Below are 18,877 nucleotides of genomic sequence, written 5' to 3' on the forward strand. Positions count from 1 at the left end.
ACAGCCTGGACCTTATATTCGTGGTCGTATTTACGTTGGGTACGTGACATTGAGAGTTCCTCCTTATTCTCTTTATTATACATGAATTCTTTGAGAATAAGGTGTCAACTTTATTTATACAACATCAGAATGACACTGTCCCTCACAAGATAATTCCCTGTCCATGAACTTGGAAACAGAATTCCTTTTGGTCTTCCACATTTAAACCAGTATTCTGTAAGTATCTCAAGTGTACGGTCAGCAAGTAAGGTATAACGGTCAAAGCGGCTTTTGCCATCACGGATGTGTATTGTTTTATTGGTGCGTGAAATATCCTCATAGTGAAGGTGCGTGACTTCTGATACCCGAAGACCACCTGAATACATTGTAGCAATCATGGCTTTATGTTTCAGGTTTGGCGTTGCATCAAGAATCGCTGATATCTCTGCTTTCGTAAGTACGGTTGGCAGGCTCCTGTCTCTTTTCATACGTGGGATATCATCGTCATCCCAATTCATCTTTAATACTTTTTTATAAAAGAAACGAATACCGGAATGATAGTGGTTGTATGTTTCCGGTGAAATCCCGGAAAGTCTTTTTTGGATCAGAAATGTGTCAACATCATCTGTTGTCAGAGCATCTATTGGCTTATCTGTATATTTTAAAAAGTGAGCAACACTTGTACAGTATGCATGAATAGTAGAATCTCTTAGATTCCGTTTGTTTGCAGCATTTGTAATCTGGCTAAATATTTCATCGTACATAATAAAATCCTCCATGTAAAGTAGTTAATGAGAAACCCTGCTTACATGGAGGCGCATTGGCATAATAAAACCGCTTGTCAGAAAAGCGGTCAAATGGTATTCTTTTCATAGGCAGTGGTGTCTTTCTGTATTGAATTGTTTTGTGTGGTAACTTTACAATATCAAATGATGGTAAGAATTGCCATTGCCTATTTTATTATTGAGAAAAAGAAAGCTGCGCCACAGCCTCGGCAGGCCATCGCGCAGCGATTTTGTTCAATTTAAATTTATCTAACTGTTTTACAAAGTCCAATCTATCGTTCCAACATAAACTGTTCAAGGTTTCGTTCATGATTATACTTAATTGATGTCTTTTTATCTTTTTCCAAAATAACATCATTTAAGTCAATTTCATTTAATGATGCAATAGCAAAAGCATAATGAATAACATCTACCAATTCGTTTGCTAATTGAGATTTTAAATCTTCGTTATCAGAAGCCTTTCTGCCGTCTCTTTTATTTAAAACTTCTGCAACTTCACCTACTTCTTCAACTAATTTCATAAACAAACTAGTATCAATGCCATGTTCTTTATAATGGTCATATAAATAATCTTCATAATCGCTAACACTAATTTTCATTGTATATCACCTCTGTAAATTTCCGATTTCTCAGTTTCAAAACTTGAATTTAAGGTTCTCTTTTATTTTCAAAATAAGCTTCAATCTTTTTATCTACAACAATTCCTACAGGTGTCAAAACCAATAAAATAATTACCATTATTATCAATGTAAAAACCATCGCCCCATCAAAACATTTATCAGCAATAAGTTATTTTTCTTCTATAGATTCTGTTACATTAGTTCTATATTTCTCTTCACATGCTTTTAAGTAATCAAAGCATAATCCTCCATCACATCTATAAAAAAATGGATCTTTACAAATTGTATTATCACTATTGAGAATAAATACAGGTATGATATCTTTATCGTTGCTGTTTATATAACTAATTTTAAAACTGTATCCCGTTCTTCCAAGTGAAATGCCATCTCTTTTCATTGAAATACCTTGAATATTCGCCACTATATATTCGATATCTTCTGAATCGGTGATAGTAAAACCAGTTCCTGTATTTCCATCGAACACATTTATATGGTCTACCTCAGAAGTATTTACATTCTTACCGAATTTCTTTGGCATGAAATAGTAACCTACTGTTCCTACCAATAACACAGCAATTAAAATAACCAGAATACGCAGTTCCTTTTTCATACACTCTTTACCTCCACAAATATCGATTTTTCGTTCTCAGCGACTTCCCAATAAATGGGAATTTAACGTTCTCTTTTATGTCTATCAATAAGCAACAAAACAAACATAATAAGCCATATCCCCCATGCGATCCAACAGCCTATTCCTTGATATTGGATATCTATGATTATTCCAATAATAAAAGGAACTGACATAAACATCATTCTTTTTCCATATGCCTTACACATAGCATTCTCATCGTATTTCTTTCGTTCATCCGCTGATTTCATATTATAACCCGACAAGAATTTAGTAGCTTTTCCTTCTGATTTATAAAACCACATTCCAAACAAAAACATAATCACTGCCATCATAAAGTCAAAAACAATATAGAACATATAATACAATTTCTCCTTTCAGCCAATCACTCTTATCTCTTTGAATTTTCTACATTACTCTTCAGCTTTGACCAAACATAGCAAATCAGTATATCCTGACTGCATAAGTAATTGCTTAAAACCAGACATCACTTCTTCTTTTGTATAATTATTATTTTTCAAAAACTCACTATCCTTCTCACTAAGGTATTGGTAGAAAAGAGCTGCTGCCATTACCTCATTTCTGTCTGTATAATCAATGCTATCTAAAAGTATATTCTCTGCTTCGTTAATTTCCCCAGAATCAATCATATCAAGAAAATCTTTCAAATTTTTCCCTGATACTTCATATTTATTTTCTTTTTCAAGTTCAACAGAAACATACTTTTTCCCAAACATTAAAGAAAATAATACTCTTACCATTTCTTTTATCATTCGCATAATATAGTCTTTTTCGTCTGTGAAATACATTTTTCACCTCCATAACTTCCGATTTTAATGTCTCTATTATACCATAATGATACTATTATAAAAAAGGAAAAAGAGCTCCTTCGAGCTCTTTTGGGTCAGTTCTGCAAACTGGAAGTTACATAAATCTGCTTATCAGATTATATGCTGTGACTACATAGACAAAAATCGCTATGCCTGCAAATATCATAGCATCTTTCTTCGCACCTTTATCATAACACTCCTTTGCATTTGTCAACATAGTTAATCCCATAAAGACAAACATAATCGGCAGTGTTATATCAGTAGAAACTATGTTTATCAGTCCCAGTGAGCCAAAAATAATAGTTAATACGCTGAATATTGCTTTCCATATACGCATACATAGTCCTCCTTTGCAAATTCATATTTTTTGTATAAAGCAATAGTATTTATCAGTAAAACTTAAACGATAGCTCCAAAATATCTTCTATCCTTATTTTGGTATCATCTGCCATCACCAGCAGACGCTCCTGCGGGCAGATCTTTTTCAGACCCTGGCTGATAGTAAGGTATGCTCCACCATTCTTTTTTGTATCAGGCCGAAAATAGGTGATACATACTTCTGGTACTTCGGCAATTCGTTCCTGGAGGATATACACTTTTTCATCTAATTTCAACTTTTCATAATCATCCAGTTCTATTTTCCCTTCCGTCAGACGGGCAGTCTCTGCAATAGCTTCTCCATGCCCGGATAATGCTGCAAATGGTGCAAACTGTGCTGCCCGGTTATATATGGACATCTGTGGATGCTTTTTCGATACATGATGTTCCAGATACAAGATATCTTCATATGATTCCATATCCCTGCTCCTTTATGCTTTATGTCCGCCGATCTCTTCGTTCCGTTCCCGGCCCGTTGCGCCTTCCTGAAAACTGGTTCCTTTTAATACGGCATTTTTGCCAAAACGATTCTTGATCTCAAGCATGGCTACCTGCAGTTTCCGCTCTTTTGCCAATGCGTCATTTTCTTCTCTCTCCTTTTTCTCCAGTGCATGATAATCTGTAAACAGGTCATACTGTTCATAAGTGATTTCTTTTTCTGCCTGACCCTCATCTACCAGATGATTTGCGGATATATTCAATCTTCGTATCAAAAGATTCCGGTCTACGATGCGATCATACAGTTCTTCTGCAGCCTGTATTAACAAATGAGAAGATGATGTTTTTCGTTCCAGATTCACCGTACCATTGGCATGTTCCGGAACTTTCTTTCCATATCGGTTTGTCGTGATTTTCCCCGTATATGTGATTTGTTGTGATTCCAGATTTTTTCTGTCATATCCAATCGTAACAACCAGCTGATCTGTGACAAGCCCTTTACTTACCAATTCCAGTGATAACGCATCTGCCATCTCACGCATAACAATACGTGCTTTTTGTGCTTCATAAGGACAATGCAGTACCTGGCCAGAGCAGATGCTTTTTGTTTCTGGCCTGTACCCTTTTACATCTGCAATCGTGCATGGCTCCCAGCCCCAGGCATGATCAATCAGCAATTCTGCATTAATGCCAAATAATCGATATAACAGGTCCTCGTTATGATAGCTGCGTTCATCTCCCAGGGAACAGCGTGCGATATCTCCCATCGTATACAACCCATACTGTGCGAGTTTTTTTGCATACCCTCGTCCGACTCTCCAGAAATCTGTGATCGGTGTATGACTCCACAGAAGTTTCCGGTAAGATATTTCATCCAGTTTGGCGATCCGAACACCGTCCTCATCCGGCTCCACATGCTTTGCTACAATATCCATGGCAACTTTACACAGATACAGATTCGTACCGATACCTGCTGTCGCCGTGATCCCGGTATTTACATAGATATCCTGCACCATTTTTTTGACCAGCTGCTCCGGAGATACGTGATAAATATCCAGATAAGATGTAAGATCTATCATAACCTCATCAATACTGTAAACATGAATGTCCTCTGGAGCGATATATTTTAAATACACATTATAAATCCTGGTACTGTATTCCACATACAGCGACATACGCGGAGGTGCTACAATATATTCCAGTTTGTATTCCGGATGGTTTTCTAATTCTCTCTTATCATATGAGGCAGCAGTAAATTTCCTGTGAGGAGCCTTATACAAACGTTCTGTATTTACTTCTTTTACCCGCTGCACGACCTCAAAAAGCCTTGCCCGCCCGGAAATCCCATATGCTTTCAGTGATGGTGAAACTGCCAGACAAATTGTTTTTTCTGTCCGGCTAAGATCCGCTACTACAAGATTTGTCTCCAGCGGATCCAGCATTCTTTCATGACATTCTACGGATGCGTAAAAAGATTTCAAATCAATAGCTGCATAGATTCTTCCATCTTTTTTATGGCTGTTGTGTATGTCTGTCATTTTCTCACCTTCTTTATCTTACCTTGATAAACCACTGATCGATTTTCCGCTGGAAAAACAATTCGATCATTCTTACCCTGTCATGCTCCATAATGTCGCACAGAAACGTAATATCACTGTTTTTATGATCCTGCACACGGTGCACCTTTATAATCTGATAGACCAGCTTACAGCCTTCGGTATCTGTGACCTGGATATACTGAGGCCGCACACCGCCCTGATTGGAAAAAGAAGCAATACAGGATACCGGCTGCAGCTGGTTGGAATACTTACATTCAAAATACTCTCTTTTTTGCAATGGAATAGCCATACAATCCCTCTTATTCTGTATCCTGTTTTTTGTCATTTTATCATAGAACGTATGTTCTGTCAATTTGGATTGCACTTCCAATTTTTGTAAAAAAGAGACCTGAAAGAATCAGCTTGCTGCCAGTGCCATCTGTATCAGTCTTTCAAACGATTCTGCGAATCTTTCATCGTCTTCTTTTGTCCTTTTTTTCGGACCTTTTAAATGGGCTTTGTTTGAACTCCTCCGGGCCTTTTTATTCAGATGCCGTTCCATAAGCATCCGGTCGATGTTATCATTCGTATACCATTTTCCGGATTGGTGGATCGCATAAGCTCCCTTTCCCAGTGCCATTGCTGCCACACCATAATCCTGTGATACAACAACGTCGCCTTTATGGCATATGTTGATCAACTTATAATCCACTGCGTCTGCTCCTGCACCTACAACCACAACTTCGCTGTAGGCAGATGTCAACACATGATTCGTGTCACATAACAATGTCACAGCAACGTTATATTTTTGTGCCTTGTTTTCGATGATAGCGATCACCGGACAAGCATCCGCATCCACGTATATATGCATTATTTTTCTCCTTTGTTTCTACTATAAGAACAGACTTTGCTGCTCATACTCTGCCTCGCGTTTCAACATAATCGGCGTGTATTGCAGCAGTTTTTCCATCTTTTCATTCTGAAACCAGTCCACAATCTGTTCTTTTTCCAGAATTAACGGCATCCGTTCATGTACTTTTTCCATAGAAGCATTAGCTTTTGTTGTTAAAATCACGAATCTTCGTTCATTCTCAAACCAGTCACAAAACCCGGCCATATATAATACCCGCGCGTCTGGCCTGGTAAATGTATTTTTCTCTTTTAATCGGTTCCATTCATAAAAGCCACTGGCAGGGATCAAAACACGATGATATAATATGCCATTTCGAAAAGAAGCCTTATCCATCACGGATTCTGCCCGTGCATTAATAACAAGATTCTTTCCCCTGGATAACGGATAACCCCATTTGCACATATGAAGTTTCAAACCGTTTTCAGACTTTTCTATAACCGGCGCGCTCTCCATTGGATGGATATCCCCGGTAAACTGGGCTTTGCGGATCCGTTGGTCTACTTCCCTGACCATCTGCTGTATTTCATCTGCCATATCTGAATCAATATAATATCTGCCACACATCTTCATTTCCTCATAACAATGAAAGAAGGGAGCTTTTTTCATTGCCCCTTCTTGATTTTTTGTATGTATTTTTCTTTTATTATAACCACTAAATCGACTTGCTACAACCGGATGTTTATCTAATGAAAATGAAACAGGCAATTCAAATATGGACATATAGTATGACAAAATCGCCAGAAATTACATTTAGCAATCTCTGGCGATTCAAATTTTTTATTTATGGTATTCGCGTTCATTTCCATCTATATGATGATACGCGGTACTGCTTTTCTGATTGTTTCGGATACGGTCATCGGATGGTTTTGTTGTCATCATTTTATACAGTTTTGTATCCTGCGGAAACTGATCAATAAATGGAATCACCGTTCCCCCGCTTTCGCTTCCCTGGCCACCGGTCATCCAGATCAGTCCCTGGCCAGAGGGACCGTTGTTGATATACTTCTGTTCTTCCGGTGAAATATTATAAATATTTGAAAGCTGTATCAGATTCATTGGGGCCTGATTTAACAGCATGACAAATCCACAGTTATTTAATATCGTCCTTCCTGCCTCAGATTTTAACAGATCTTCTACGTTCTGTGTAATTCCTGTTGGTATTCCATTCCATTTTCGTGCCCTCTTCCAAATCTCCTGCAAGAAATCAGCCGAAGTATCCTTTTTAAGCAGCAAATAAAACTCGTCAATATATAGCCATGTACGTTTCCCCTTTTTCCGGTTTTCAATCATCTTATTCCAGATAGAATTCAGACAGATCTGCAAACCCAGTTCCTTCAGACCGGAGCCAATATCCTTGATATCATAGATCACAAATCTGTTATCCGTATTTACATTTGTCTTATGTGCAAAGATGTCATGGGAGCCTTTGACATATCGTTCCATGGCCAGGGCGATGTTCTGCGCTTCCGGCGCAACCTGCTCCAGCATTTTCTCGTAAAATTCCTGCATGGTTGGCATATGCTCCAGATCAATGGTTTTTCCGGTTTTATGCAGATGTCGCAGGTATGGCTCATAGATTTCAAATACCACCCGGTCAATCAAAGAACGTTCGCTGGGGGAAATCCCGTAACGTCCACCAATTGCAATATCTACAATCGTTGTAATATAATCCGCTTTCATCTTTACAGGATCGCCATCATCGGCATACTCAATGTCCATGTCGAACGGATTCAGATAAATATCCGAACCATTTGCTATCCGGATCACCTTACCGCCAAGTTTTTCTGCCAGAGAAAGATATTCGCGCTCCGGATCAATAATATATACTTCATCTGTAGTGTTTAAAATTACATTGATGATCTCTCTTTTCGTAGCAAAAGATTTACCGGATCCGGGCATTCCAAGAATCACACCATTGTAATTTTGTCCCTTTGTACGATCGTAGCGTATCATACCATAAGATTCTGCATTTAATCCATAATACATACCGTGTTTGTGATTTAATTCTTTTACGCCGAATGGAATCAGCATGGCAGCTGTTTCGGTAGTCATCAGACGTTCCACAGCAATTTTATTCATTCCGACAGGAAGCGCCGTGGACAGACCATATTCCTGCTGAAGAGAAAGCACCCGGATCTGCATCTGGTGCTTATTGGCTATCATGGAGATCTGCTTATCCATCTTTTCCAGTTCTTTTTCAGATGAAGTAAATACCGTAAGTACAATAGATGCCATGACAATCTTCTGATTTCTCTTCGTAATATCATTGGTCAGATTTTTTACTTCTGTTCGGGAATCCAACAGTTCCTGGGAAATCAGATCCATGCTGTAACCTGCACGACTTGCACTCTTTTCTGCATCAGCCACATTGGAGTTGATATTTACACGATATGATTTGATCAGTTTAGATCCTATATCCTGTGGCAGGGTACGATAATGGACGCTTACCAACATATTGCATGGAAGTTCCGAAAGATCCGTAAAAGCATCCCCACGAAGCCATGTTGGAATCATAGAAACATAGTATGTTCGTGCAAAAGTTTTTGCTCCCAGGAGCACTTTATCGGCTTTAAATGTGAAACTATCCGGTCCGATTACATCTTTTGTTGTGAGTCCCAGCTGGTGAATAGACTGCAGGGTAATGCTATCCTGCCATTCTCCCTGATATTGTATTTTCTGTAAAAATTTCTGCGTGGAACCAGGATTATATATATCGTACAGCATACAAAGCCGTTCCATCGATGTCATTGCTTTGGTATTCTCACCGGTAAGGCTTGTTATCATTTTTATTGCTTCCGTATCCAGCCGCAGAAATGTCGTGATTGCTTCCTGAATGGATTCTTCTTCTATTGTCAGGGTCATAACTTTAACCTTTTCCAGGTTATTATTTGCACCGGACATTTTTTCAATTAACATCTGATTATACTCTTCCCGGTACTCGTTCAGCGTATCATTCATCATTGGCATAAGTACCTGTTTTTGAAACTCTGCCAGATCCATGTTTTTATTCCAGATAGTGATTTCTACTTTTACCGTATCGCCAAATGTAGAAAGCATTCTGGAATAGTCCTGAAAGATCTTTTCCTGGCCCTGCCTGGAACTGATTTTGAAATTGGTATCACCAAGAATATACGCTTTTGAAAACACACCAGGCGTAAGCTCCATGATCCCGTTTTGGTATACGTATAAATATGGAATGGTATCCTGAACCGTCTGCGGCACTTTCCATTTCAGCAGTTCTTTTTTTCTGCTATGCCCTTTTGCTTTATTCTTTCTATTTTGGGGTGTAGATCTTATTTCCTTTTTCGTATCTCTGCTACTTTTTCGAAAGTACATGTTACTTCTCCTTTTGCCAATCCGTTTTTATAAGAAACATATGCATGTTACTTATAAACCTTCAAAGTTTCTTTTTTCCTTGATTCCCGGATCATTCTTTTACGTAATTTTCGGATCTGTTTTTCCTTCTTTTGTGATATTGGTACATCAACTTCTTTCCGCAAAGAACCAGTGTATATCCTCCTGCCCGGTGCAAGGACATTACACAACAGGAAAATCAGGATGAATTTTTCCATAGGCATCCCGTATATCTCAAACATAAAAGCAAAGACAGGCGTATCGATCAGTGCCGCTATATACATAATAGCTTCTGCACTCAGATTTCTATCTTTTAGTACAGCTGTATATAATAAAAAGTCCATCGCAATGACAAGCATCAATATAACCAGCTGCCGCATCGTCAAAGGACCTACGGTTTTGGTTTTATAAGTTGTAATATCCTTTGGAACCTGAATTTCTATCATAAACGCCTCCCATTAAGCACCAAGAATATCGTTGCAAATACTTTGTGCCTTTAAAGTAATTCCGATTACGGCCAGCTGGATCGCACTCATGCTCCAAAGTGCCGTACTCCCCAGAACATCCAGAATATTGTCCTTCGTAATGGTCATATATCCGTCACTAAGGGAACTGATCAGGGAATTACACAATGCATTTGCTGCATATAAGATAACGGCAATCGCACCAAGCTGCAGGGCACAGGCTGCAAATTTCTTCAAGTATCGAAAACCGGAACTGCGGGTTCCATCTTCAAACAGATTTGCAACTCCTATCGGTGAAAAAATCGCCCGAACAATCAGTTCGATGGAACGGCCGACAGCAATCACATATGCCACAACGTAACACAGTCTGGATATCAGCCACGGAATAAGGAGCTGCAGAACAACCATTAAGGCCTGTTTGATTCCTGCTTTTCCTAAAGCGTCTTTCATATCTTTTTCTACTTCACTATACCGGTAACCGGTTGCTGCATTTTCACCGAAAATTTCAAATGAATTACTTGAATTTCCCGCAAGGTCCTTTACTGCCTTGAAAATAAGAACGGATAGTTCTTCCAGACCATTTACTATCATTTCCAGATTCATGATAAGTACCGTAACTGCTAAAAGACGAAGTAACATAACTGTCAGACGCTCAAACGTCACAAAGTCCTTTTGCGCTTCATTCAGTAACTCGATCAAAAAGAATAAAATTACCAGGGATGCTGCCAGACCTTTAAAGATCCCAATTGCATCTGAGATTACTCCTGTATTCAAGGCATTTACCGTTGCTGTATTTATCGTATTTAAAAATTCTGCAATATCATTCAGTAATCCATTTCCAAATAACACGACGAGTGCTTCGAATATTTGTCTTGAAAAAAATTTCAGCATATCTTTCCTTTCTTTGAAAAAGAGACAGAAGCAAACCTCTGTCTCTATATGTAACATTCGATATTATGCTAATTTATCCAAGATGCCAGACGCATTAACAAATGTCTCCAGGAATATCAGAATGATGGATATAACCATCATGGAGGTATTCTTTGTTTTGGAATCCGGATCTTCATTCTTAAAGGCCAGAATCAATGCCCCGATACTATACACCACCATAACGATTCCAATGATACGAAAAACCAGCAAAATAATGCCGATCATGTTAGTGACAATATCCGTATCTCCCAGTGTCGCCGTTGTCACATCGGCCATACATGGTACACAGGTACTCATAAGAAGCAGCCAGGCAAACGATATTGTTTTTACGGCTTTTCTATAGAGTCTTAAAACCTGCTCCGCCCAGGCAGCGTTTCCTACATTTGTGCGGGCAGTTGTTGCCAGTACATGTATTTTTCTGATCTGGCTCTTTCGGTTGTTGAACATTCTTCTACTTCAGTATGGATATCCATACCGATCTCCTTTCCTTCTAATCAGGAACAAAAATTTCGAAGCTATGTATCTCTATTTATGTTTTTGTCAGTTTCCTCTAATCTTTCAGGAACAATCCCTAAAATTATTCCCTTTCTTCCCTTCTTTTCAATTATCTTGTTTCTTTCCAGCTGTTAAGCTTTCTCTATCTAATATCCTAATTTTTAGTTACTTTCCGGAATCTTCTGCTGAGTCCGGATCTTTGTTATCAAAATCTAATTCTGTTTTTTGAATTTTGGGAAGTATCTTTTCTTTTTCTGTTTTCTCGCAATAAAACATACGTGCTTTTTTAGTCTCCCGGTTTTCACGGTAAATTTCTTTAACCACATAATCTTCATAAGTGCTCCAGCGACCATTGGAAGCTACCCGCCGTGTTTCAATCATTCCGATGGTATATAAGAAATCCTTTTCGCGGATCTTATCTACAAATTCATCCGCATCGTTTGGATATACCAAACAATGCACATAGCTTTCATGATAATTCCGTTTGGTCAATAACGTAAGACGTACCAAGCCCAGATGGCTTTTTGGCTGTCGGATATTGGCTACATATCCGGAAAGTACCACGCGGTTTCTTTTCTCTGGTATATTTTCCAGATCTATCTTTTCTATAACATCGCCTACAATTGTCTGATAAGGCACTCGTTTCTCAGTATTTGCGTATCCGGGAACAGTCTGTATGTGTCCCTCTATTTTTACCCATGTACCGGCATCAAAATTTTCTGCCAACGTATCAATGTTTATCTTTCCGTTTTCAGAATCATAAAAAAGAATCTTTGGGTAATCATTCTGCATACGGACATTTTGCTGCCGTACAGCTATTCCGATAGATACATTGTAATCAGTCCGGAACATCTCTGTAATGATTCCATACAAAATGATCTCATTGGAATATCCGCGCTTTAACTGTTTTTCCATTATTTCCTCTCTTTCTTTCCCAAAGGGATCGTTAATTCTTTTGTTTTCGCATTCCCAAAAGCACTGAAATAGCGCCTATGAGTAAGCAGGTTCCAGCAAGCAACAAATCTTTCAAGATATGATCTTCCAGCCCTGTTTTAGGTGCCTGGTAATGGTCAGATTCGCCATCATCCCATCCACAGTCGAATACCCAGGTAATATTGGTATCCCTGGCTGCATAAACATTTTTATCTTCTTTCGGCATAGAAACAGAAAAATCAATTTTTCCTTCCGAACCTTTCTCATACAGACCAAGAGAAATTTTTTCGTTAAGATCAGTGCTTTCCAAATTACCCTCATATACGGAGTTTCCATTCACCTGAATAGATAACTGTAAATTTTTCAGCAGATCCATTTGTGCTTCAGAGAGATCCTCCGGTGTTTCCGTATGGAAAAACAAATTTGCCGCATGGTCATTTTGGTTTTTGACATACACGGTATCAGATACCGTATCTCCAGGCATCAAGGTATCCAAATTTTGGAAGAAATCAGATGTATTGGAAACCATCTGCGCTGCCTGCGCATCCAGTGATACTGCCATCTGTCCCTGGTATTGCGTTTTTGAAGTAATACTGCCATCATTTTCATGCAAGCAAAGTTCAATCTCTGTGTCTCCCCAAGGCTGTTCTTTCATAAAGTCCGGCTGGAAATTCGCAGCCTGCACTGCTTCTGCAGTGACATCAAGCTGACAAGTTTGTTCAGAAGATCTTTCTGTCCATTCTTTTGGAAAGGATACCGATTCAAAAAATTGAATGGATTCTCCGGTCTGGATGTCCTTCGTGTAATAAAAGTAACCATCGGAACCATTTACCCAGTCTGCGGAAATTCCATTTAAGTAGATTCCATCTAAACCGTCATTTCCTATCCATTCTCCCGTCTGCTTTTCTTCTGATATGGGAGCTGTTTTTACGGTTGCATCCTCAGATGCATCCTGTGCATATACAACCTTCATTCTCAGATAACAGGGATTTGCCAGATTTTTCACTGTGACAATTTTTGAAATAGTGTCTCCCGGAACGATGATCTGATCATTTTCAAAAGGTTCTAATGTCTCACCATCTTCAGAAATCTGATTCTCCTGAATGGCAATATCAACATCTCCGGTTGTGATGGTACTTGTTACCTTCAGTTCGTTGCTTTTATACGCATAAGCTCCTGACAGTGAATAACAGGCAACCGAACCGGCCAGCATCAAATATCCACAGGAGTTTATGATCTTTTTTTTCATGTGGTTTCCTCCTTCATCACTTCGCTTCTACCGGTTTTTTCAAAGCTTTGCTCCAGGCCTGCTGCCAGGTCAAAACCTGTTGTGTATCAGGGTCTTTTGCCTGATAACTTTCTTCGTACACATTGATATCAAAATTTTCAATCTCCGTGGTAAGGTTGGTGTTCACATCGGATCCGATGATTTTCAGGCTTTTCATAAATGCCTCTGTTGTTTTTCCAGGCTCCAGAATATCGGTATAGTAATAATAGTCATCTGTTCCAAGCACCCATTTGTTACTCATTCCCTGGATTGTATAGATTCCCATATCTGAAGTCGAATAATAAACTTTTGCTCTTACATAGCACGGGACGGAATTCCCATCAGAATCATCATTTGTAATCTTCACCAGTTTTTCAATGATCTGGTTGCTTCCCGGAGGTATGGGTGTTACCGTTGGAAATTCTTCTTCAATAGAGGTTGTATTATTTCCAATCTTTATGGTATTCACTACACTTTTGTAATCTGTAAGATATGCCAGAGCAGACTGTGCACCGATAATTACCACACCAGCTAATAAAAATCCTGACATCAAAAATGGAATTTTCTTATGTTTGATCATCGTAATGCTCCTTTAACTGCTGAATTTTATAACTGACATGATTCCGTTATCTTCGTTTTGGTTTGCATAAGCAAGATAAGCTTTTCGAGCCTGCTTGATTACTTCTGCTGTTGTTGCCGGTATTGCATTTTTGACATTCTCATCCTCGGCGGATCCTGTATGCGTTGCCTGAATCGCATATGCTTTGACAGGAATGTAATACTCTTTTCCATCCAGCTGCCCTTCCATGCAATTTACAACACGTATTTTTTCGAAGAGAGGTGTTGTTTTATTCGTTAGAACCTGTCCGATCAAAGCTGCATACTTTGGATTAACCACATCGGTATTGGCAAGCATCGTGTTAAAGCTGTATGTAAACTTCAGATATCCATCTACATTCTTTTGATAACTGTCTGTATCCGGAATATCTGTTACCGGAATATCACTTATCTCTAGTAACGTCCATCCATCTTTTCCATCATGGATATTGTTCCTGATCAGATGTCCATCCGGCAGTTCTGCGGAATCCAAAATCTCCGTTGCCTGATCATATTGAATGTCAGAAGCATCGCCTACCAGAAACTCATCCGAAGATGTCTTTGTCACTTCACCTTCTCCGAAAGTAACCAGCATGTGATGTTTTTTTAGTGGCGCTCCATTTGCATCCTTATCATACAAAGTGCTGTCATCATTCACTTTTGTCACTTTAGCATATGGGATATAGACCTGCAGATAGACAAATGATGGTGTTACACACTCATCTGTAGCTGTAATTGTTGGATCCTTCTGATATACGTCGCCTGGAACTGCTTTTTCTTTCGTGCCGGAATCGTCTTTTATCCATTCCGGTTCTACGAGATTGATAGAAACTTTCCCTTCTGAAAAGAGATTTTTAACAGAATCTGCGTTACTCAAATATGAATAAGCTCCTGTCTGCGTAATCCCAAAACCAACACTGCACAGTACAGCCATAGCAAGTGTCATTCGTTTCATGCCTTTTTTACTTTTTTTCGTTCCACCTGTAAGCTGTAGTAAATTTTTACTCTCCAAAACGCTTTCCTCCTTTCTCCTATTTGTATTTCCAATATGGGTGATGCTCTTTTAGGAAAAAGGAAGAATTGCATTTTCACATGCGAACCGGGTTCGCTTATTTTGCCAGATGAAGTAGCAAAAGATGGATAATGACCAGTGCAAGCACTACGCATACGACATATATTTTGTTTATACTCATCCACTCACTGACATATCCTGCATATGGAATGCATAGGCCCCAGGGCATTTTTATTACTTTCCCACAAACCTGTGCCTGTGTCACTGGTGCAAAATCTGCATTCTCGTTGTTGTCACCTTTTGTAATAATTTTTCCATCTTCCTGAATTTCCACAACTCTGTGAACAACGTTTTCCTTTTGTAGCCGATACATAATAATGTCGCCACTTTGAATATTTTCCGTTTGAGTATCCACCAGTACCATACTTCCGGTGCGGATCACCGGCTCCATACTGCCCGACAAAATAATGTAGCTGTTGATCCCCATATTGGTTAATAAAAGCGGGATCAGTAAAATCAGGCTTACAATCATAAGGATACCTCCAAGAATATCACCTGATTTTTTTATGATTTTCATATGTAATCTCTCCTCCTTTCTCTTTTTAATATGGGTAATAATTAGAGTTGTTCTTCTGTTTTCAAAAATAAATTGCTTTTACCCATATTGTTTAAGAATCTTCCATATTCAGATTTTATATTTTTAACAAACAAACGATAACGGAGGAGAAGTATGTCCGATAACCGAAGCACACCATTGAATATTCGAAAAAAAGATAAAGCAACATTGTCGAATGTTTTGAATGAAATGATTTATGAGAAGAAAATGTCTCTGCAGGAATTTCGGCTTTTCTTGTTATATCTCGCAAAAATTGATCCTAAAAATCCCAGTCAGACAGAGGTTACCTTTTCATTGCAGCAATACTCTGCACTGCTCGGGGTAGAATTGAACGAATCAGCACTTTTTGCAGTGATGGACAAGCTGCTGAAACGCCTGGTATCCATTCGCCCGGAAATCATGCCCGAATATGCCATTGACGGCCGGATACGATGCCAGCTTTTCAGTAAATGTTTTATGTTTAAAGCGAAAAGCGATGGAAAATGGTATATGTCCTTTAAATGTCATGATGATATCAAACCGTATCTGTTTGATTTTAAGGGAAACTTTACAGAATTCGAATTTTGGAACGCTATTAATCTGCATTCCTTTCACGAAATCAGGCTATATATGCTTTTGAAACAATACTATAGAATTGGGGAACGGATTATTGATCTTCAGGACCTGAAACGGATGCTGGGAATTGCATCGCATGAGTTCCCGGAATATAAGATCTTTGCGCGCTCCGTTTTGAAGAAATGTCAGACCGCCTTAAAAAAGAATTCAGATCTCATGTTTGATTACAAACCGGTTGGACGTCCGGCCCAGGCTGTCCGATTTGTGATTTATGAAAATACTTCTTTTGTTCTTCCGGATACACTGAGTGCTTCAAATATTATATTTCCATCCAAAGGTACTACAGGCATTTCTCACGCCTACAACCAATACTATCAACACCCAATTCCTTCCTGGCCTGAGTCGTCAGAACAGTTGGAAACGATGAATCTGCTTTTCCAAATAAATAAGCAGGCATTCTTTGAAGAATTTGATTTTGCCACTATGGAATATTTAATGGAGATCATAAAAAAATTATATCCGCTTCCACAACTATGTAATGCTGATTTTCTCGCAGATTATCTGAAACAGGTGATTCCGGATCTCCGGATCTTCTATCTGCAAATGTCAAGAGCTGCTGTTTCCCCACTCATGAGAGCACGTTCCAATTATCTTGCGAAAATTCTGTTAAACGAGTGTACAAGCAGACTCGGGTTTTCATACTCCAGTTCTTCTCATAAATATACCTACAAGGGAAACCATGACAACCGTTTCGGATTTGAGCATCGTGACTATGATTTAGCAGAAATTGAAAATTTATTATTAAAATAATAAGGAACCTCAGCCATCAAAGGTTGAGGTTCTGTTGTTGTAGCTTGTTTATACACTTGTTTTTCACTTGTTTATATTCTTGTTTTCGCACTCTCTATTCCCTTTAAAATCAGTCCTTTTCGCCTTCGAAGGTGAATGAAGAATCCGAAACAGTGAATAAATAATCCACAAAGGTGAATGAAAAATCCCAGAAAGTGAACACTTAATCCTTAAAGGTGAATGTTTAATCCCAAAAGGTGAACAAAAAATCCATAAAGGTGACCACTTAATCCCAAAAACAGCAGAAAAAAGACAGACAAATGATTGCCTGTCCTATGCCTTAGATACGCTCCGGAAGTTGCTATGCATCTTCTAAAACCAGAAGTGCTGTCTGTTCGATTTGTGCGATTCTTCTTTCAATAAGCTCTATGATATCACTCATATGGATGCCTGAAAAATCTGTAAGTTCCCGAACAAACCACATTCCGTCTTCTGAAGAAAAGTAAGCGATTTTTCCAAATCCACCTTTTTTTAAGTCCATTTGTTTTCCTTTATATAACACACGTACATCTATTCCCTTATTGAGATCGACAACGATGCACATATTATCCTCGTCCATTACGATTTTTCTGTCTTCTGTCTCTTCAAAAGAGAAACCATGATCTGTCAAATAGTTTTCATACATTAATGTAAATGGGTTCATATCCTTTTCCTTTCTTATTGTTGCAGTAAATATGGGCGATGCACAGAAAATACAGCTCAATATTTTACTGCCGGATTGTGGGTCTACTGTCATTTGCTCATGTATTGCAGAGACACTCCTGCTCAAAAGTATCTATCTTATATGATAACACAGTTTACGGACAGCATCTGTTTTGTATGATTCCATATAGAAGCACAAGGGCATCTATCATGTATGATACGTATTACAAGGAACAGCATCTATTTAACATGATGCTGTTGTCTTTTATATTATAATACAAACATCGACATTTATCGACATAAAACTCATTTTTGTGCGTTCATCTTTCTATTTCAACACTTACTAGGGAATTTCCTTTTTTTATCCATACGCAAATTTCTGAGACAATCTTATGTTTCTTATAAATACTAGGGATTACCGGATACATATAAACGTTTCTTGCTCTATCTCCTATATTACTAGGGAATTTCTTGTGTGACAAAGTATCTTCTCTCATTCAGACTTTCAAGTTTCCAATTTCCATTCGCCTATATTGAATAAAAGCTCCTGTGAGACGAAGGAGGGATTATGGGATATAGTTTTGTACATATAAATAAACTCTATAGTTATTACAAAATAGGAAAAGCCTATGAGCACAATTACAGATTATCTAACGTATCCAATGCAATATCCGAATACAGAAACAAAAATGAAGAATTAATCAGTCTTCCTGTCAAAGCTGATCGGCAGTTATCTTATCTTGAAGCCTGGCAGGAACGTTTGCATGCGCTCCCGGTCTACGCCAAAGGGAACCGAAAAATACGAAAAAATGCAATTCTCGCTCTTGAAATTGTTACTTCTTTTTCCCGGGAAAATCGCAATCAGGTTCCTTTGGAGCAATGGAAAGAAGTAAATGTCCGATGGATACAAGAATCTTTTAATGCGGATGATGTTGTATAAATAAAGTTGACACCTTATTCTCAAAGAATTCATGTATAATAAAGAGAATAAGGAGGAACTCTCAATGTCACGTACCCAACGTAAATACGACCACGAATATAAGGTCCAGGCTGT

Annotated in this window: 23 protein-coding genes; 2 read left to right on the top strand and 21 right to left on the bottom strand. The window is 38.5% G+C overall.

The window, feature by feature from the left end; all coding sequences use genetic code 11:
• Positions 1–110: 110 nt before the first annotated feature.
• The 20 genes from FYJ57_RS13310 to FYJ57_RS13405 form a co-directional block, all read right to left on the bottom strand.
• A complete protein-coding gene (locus FYJ57_RS13310; protein ID WP_235904585.1) occupies positions 111–743 on the bottom strand; it encodes a tyrosine-type recombinase/integrase in 633 nt (210 codons plus the stop codon).
• 293 nt (positions 744–1,036) lie between these two features.
• Positions 1,037–1,363 (bottom strand): MazG nucleotide pyrophosphohydrolase domain-containing protein, encoded by a 327-nt coding sequence (locus FYJ57_RS13315; protein ID WP_154433035.1) that lies wholly within the window; start codon positions 1,361–1,363, stop codon positions 1,037–1,039.
• A gap of 190 nt (positions 1,364–1,553) precedes the next feature.
• Positions 1,554–1,994, bottom strand: coding sequence for a hypothetical protein (locus FYJ57_RS13320; RefSeq protein ID WP_154433036.1), 441 nt, complete (start codon positions 1,992–1,994; stop codon positions 1,554–1,556).
• Between the two features lie 62 nt (positions 1,995–2,056).
• Positions 2,057–2,371, bottom strand: coding sequence for a DUF3784 domain-containing protein (locus FYJ57_RS13325; RefSeq protein ID WP_005342838.1), 315 nt, complete (start codon positions 2,369–2,371; stop codon positions 2,057–2,059).
• 54 nt (positions 2,372–2,425) lie between these two features.
• Positions 2,426–2,821 carry a DUF6483 family protein gene (locus FYJ57_RS13330; protein WP_004614494.1) on the bottom strand — a complete coding sequence of 132 codons (396 nt, stop codon included), beginning with the start codon at positions 2,819–2,821 and terminating at the stop codon, positions 2,426–2,428.
• A gap of 115 nt (positions 2,822–2,936) precedes the next feature.
• Positions 2,937–3,179 carry a hypothetical protein gene (locus tag FYJ57_RS13335; protein ID WP_002596221.1) on the bottom strand — a complete coding sequence of 81 codons (243 nt, stop codon included), beginning with the start codon at positions 3,177–3,179 and terminating at the stop codon, positions 2,937–2,939.
• Between the two features lie 52 nt (positions 3,180–3,231).
• Positions 3,232–3,639: a hypothetical protein gene (locus FYJ57_RS13340; protein WP_154433037.1), complete on the bottom strand. Its 408-nt coding sequence runs from the start codon at positions 3,637–3,639 to the stop codon at positions 3,232–3,234.
• Between the two features lie 12 nt (positions 3,640–3,651).
• Positions 3,652–5,196 (bottom strand): Y-family DNA polymerase, encoded by a 1,545-nt coding sequence (locus tag FYJ57_RS13345; protein ID WP_154433038.1) that lies wholly within the window; start codon positions 5,194–5,196, stop codon positions 3,652–3,654.
• 13 nt (positions 5,197–5,209) lie between these two features.
• The gene (locus FYJ57_RS13350) at positions 5,210–5,506 is read right to left on the bottom strand and encodes a hypothetical protein (protein WP_154433039.1); all 297 of its coding nucleotides are present in this window, start codon (positions 5,504–5,506) and stop codon (positions 5,210–5,212) included.
• Between the two features lie 108 nt (positions 5,507–5,614).
• Positions 5,615–6,067 carry a YaiI/YqxD family protein gene (locus FYJ57_RS13355; protein WP_154433040.1) on the bottom strand — a complete coding sequence of 151 codons (453 nt, stop codon included), beginning with the start codon at positions 6,065–6,067 and terminating at the stop codon, positions 5,615–5,617.
• A 21-nt stretch (positions 6,068–6,088) separates the two neighbouring features.
• Entirely contained in the window at positions 6,089–6,673 is a 585-nt protein-coding gene (locus FYJ57_RS13360; protein WP_154433041.1) for an SOS response-associated peptidase, read from the bottom strand.
• Between the two features lie 213 nt (positions 6,674–6,886).
• Entirely contained in the window at positions 6,887–9,445 is a 2,559-nt protein-coding gene (locus FYJ57_RS13365; protein WP_154433042.1) for a VirB4-like conjugal transfer ATPase, CD1110 family, read from the bottom strand.
• A gap of 47 nt (positions 9,446–9,492) precedes the next feature.
• On the bottom strand, positions 9,493–9,909 hold the full coding sequence (locus FYJ57_RS13370; protein ID WP_154433043.1) for a PrgI family protein: 417 nt from the start codon (positions 9,907–9,909) through the stop codon (positions 9,493–9,495).
• Positions 9,910–9,921: 12 nt separating this feature from the next.
• Complete coding sequence (locus tag FYJ57_RS13375) at positions 9,922–10,818, bottom strand: hypothetical protein (RefSeq protein WP_154433044.1); 897 nt, start codon at positions 10,816–10,818, stop codon at positions 9,922–9,924.
• Positions 10,819–10,881: 63 nt separating this feature from the next.
• Positions 10,882–11,304, bottom strand: a complete 423-nt coding sequence (locus tag FYJ57_RS13380) for a hypothetical protein (protein ID WP_154433045.1) — start codon at positions 11,302–11,304, stop codon at positions 10,882–10,884.
• 213 nt (positions 11,305–11,517) lie between these two features.
• Positions 11,518–12,267, bottom strand: a complete 750-nt coding sequence (locus tag FYJ57_RS13385) for a hypothetical protein (RefSeq protein ID WP_154433046.1) — start codon at positions 12,265–12,267, stop codon at positions 11,518–11,520.
• Between the two features lie 31 nt (positions 12,268–12,298).
• On the bottom strand, positions 12,299–13,534 hold the full coding sequence (locus FYJ57_RS13390) for a hypothetical protein (protein ID WP_154433047.1): 1,236 nt from the start codon (positions 13,532–13,534) through the stop codon (positions 12,299–12,301).
• A gap of 16 nt (positions 13,535–13,550) precedes the next feature.
• Positions 13,551–14,132, bottom strand: a complete 582-nt coding sequence (locus tag FYJ57_RS13395) for a hypothetical protein (protein WP_154433048.1) — start codon at positions 14,130–14,132, stop codon at positions 13,551–13,553.
• A 12-nt stretch (positions 14,133–14,144) separates the two neighbouring features.
• Entirely contained in the window at positions 14,145–15,161 is a 1,017-nt protein-coding gene (locus FYJ57_RS13400; RefSeq protein WP_154433049.1) for a hypothetical protein, read from the bottom strand.
• A gap of 97 nt (positions 15,162–15,258) precedes the next feature.
• The gene (locus FYJ57_RS13405) at positions 15,259–15,738 is read right to left on the bottom strand and encodes a signal peptidase I (protein ID WP_154433050.1); all 480 of its coding nucleotides are present in this window, start codon (positions 15,736–15,738) and stop codon (positions 15,259–15,261) included.
• A 153-nt stretch (positions 15,739–15,891) separates the two neighbouring features.
• On the opposite strand from FYJ57_RS13405, the gene FYJ57_RS13410 reads away from it, so the two are divergent.
• Complete coding sequence (locus FYJ57_RS13410) at positions 15,892–17,142, top strand: replication initiation protein (protein WP_154433051.1); 1,251 nt, start codon at positions 15,892–15,894, stop codon at positions 17,140–17,142.
• Between the two features lie 340 nt (positions 17,143–17,482).
• Here the strand turns inward: FYJ57_RS13410 and FYJ57_RS13415 are convergent, their stop codons facing one another.
• Positions 17,483–17,824, bottom strand: a complete 342-nt coding sequence (locus FYJ57_RS13415; RefSeq protein ID WP_154433052.1) for a hypothetical protein — start codon at positions 17,822–17,824, stop codon at positions 17,483–17,485.
• 567 nt (positions 17,825–18,391) lie between these two features.
• On the opposite strand from FYJ57_RS13415, the gene FYJ57_RS13420 reads away from it, so the two are divergent.
• Positions 18,392–18,763: a plasmid recombination protein gene (locus tag FYJ57_RS13420; protein ID WP_154433053.1), complete on the top strand. Its 372-nt coding sequence runs from the start codon at positions 18,392–18,394 to the stop codon at positions 18,761–18,763.
• The last annotated feature ends 114 nt before the right edge of the window (positions 18,764–18,877 follow it).

Origin of the sequence: Oliverpabstia intestinalis, assembly GCF_009696065.1 — a bacterium.
Lineage (GTDB): Bacteria > Bacillota > Clostridia > Lachnospirales > Lachnospiraceae > Oliverpabstia > Oliverpabstia intestinalis.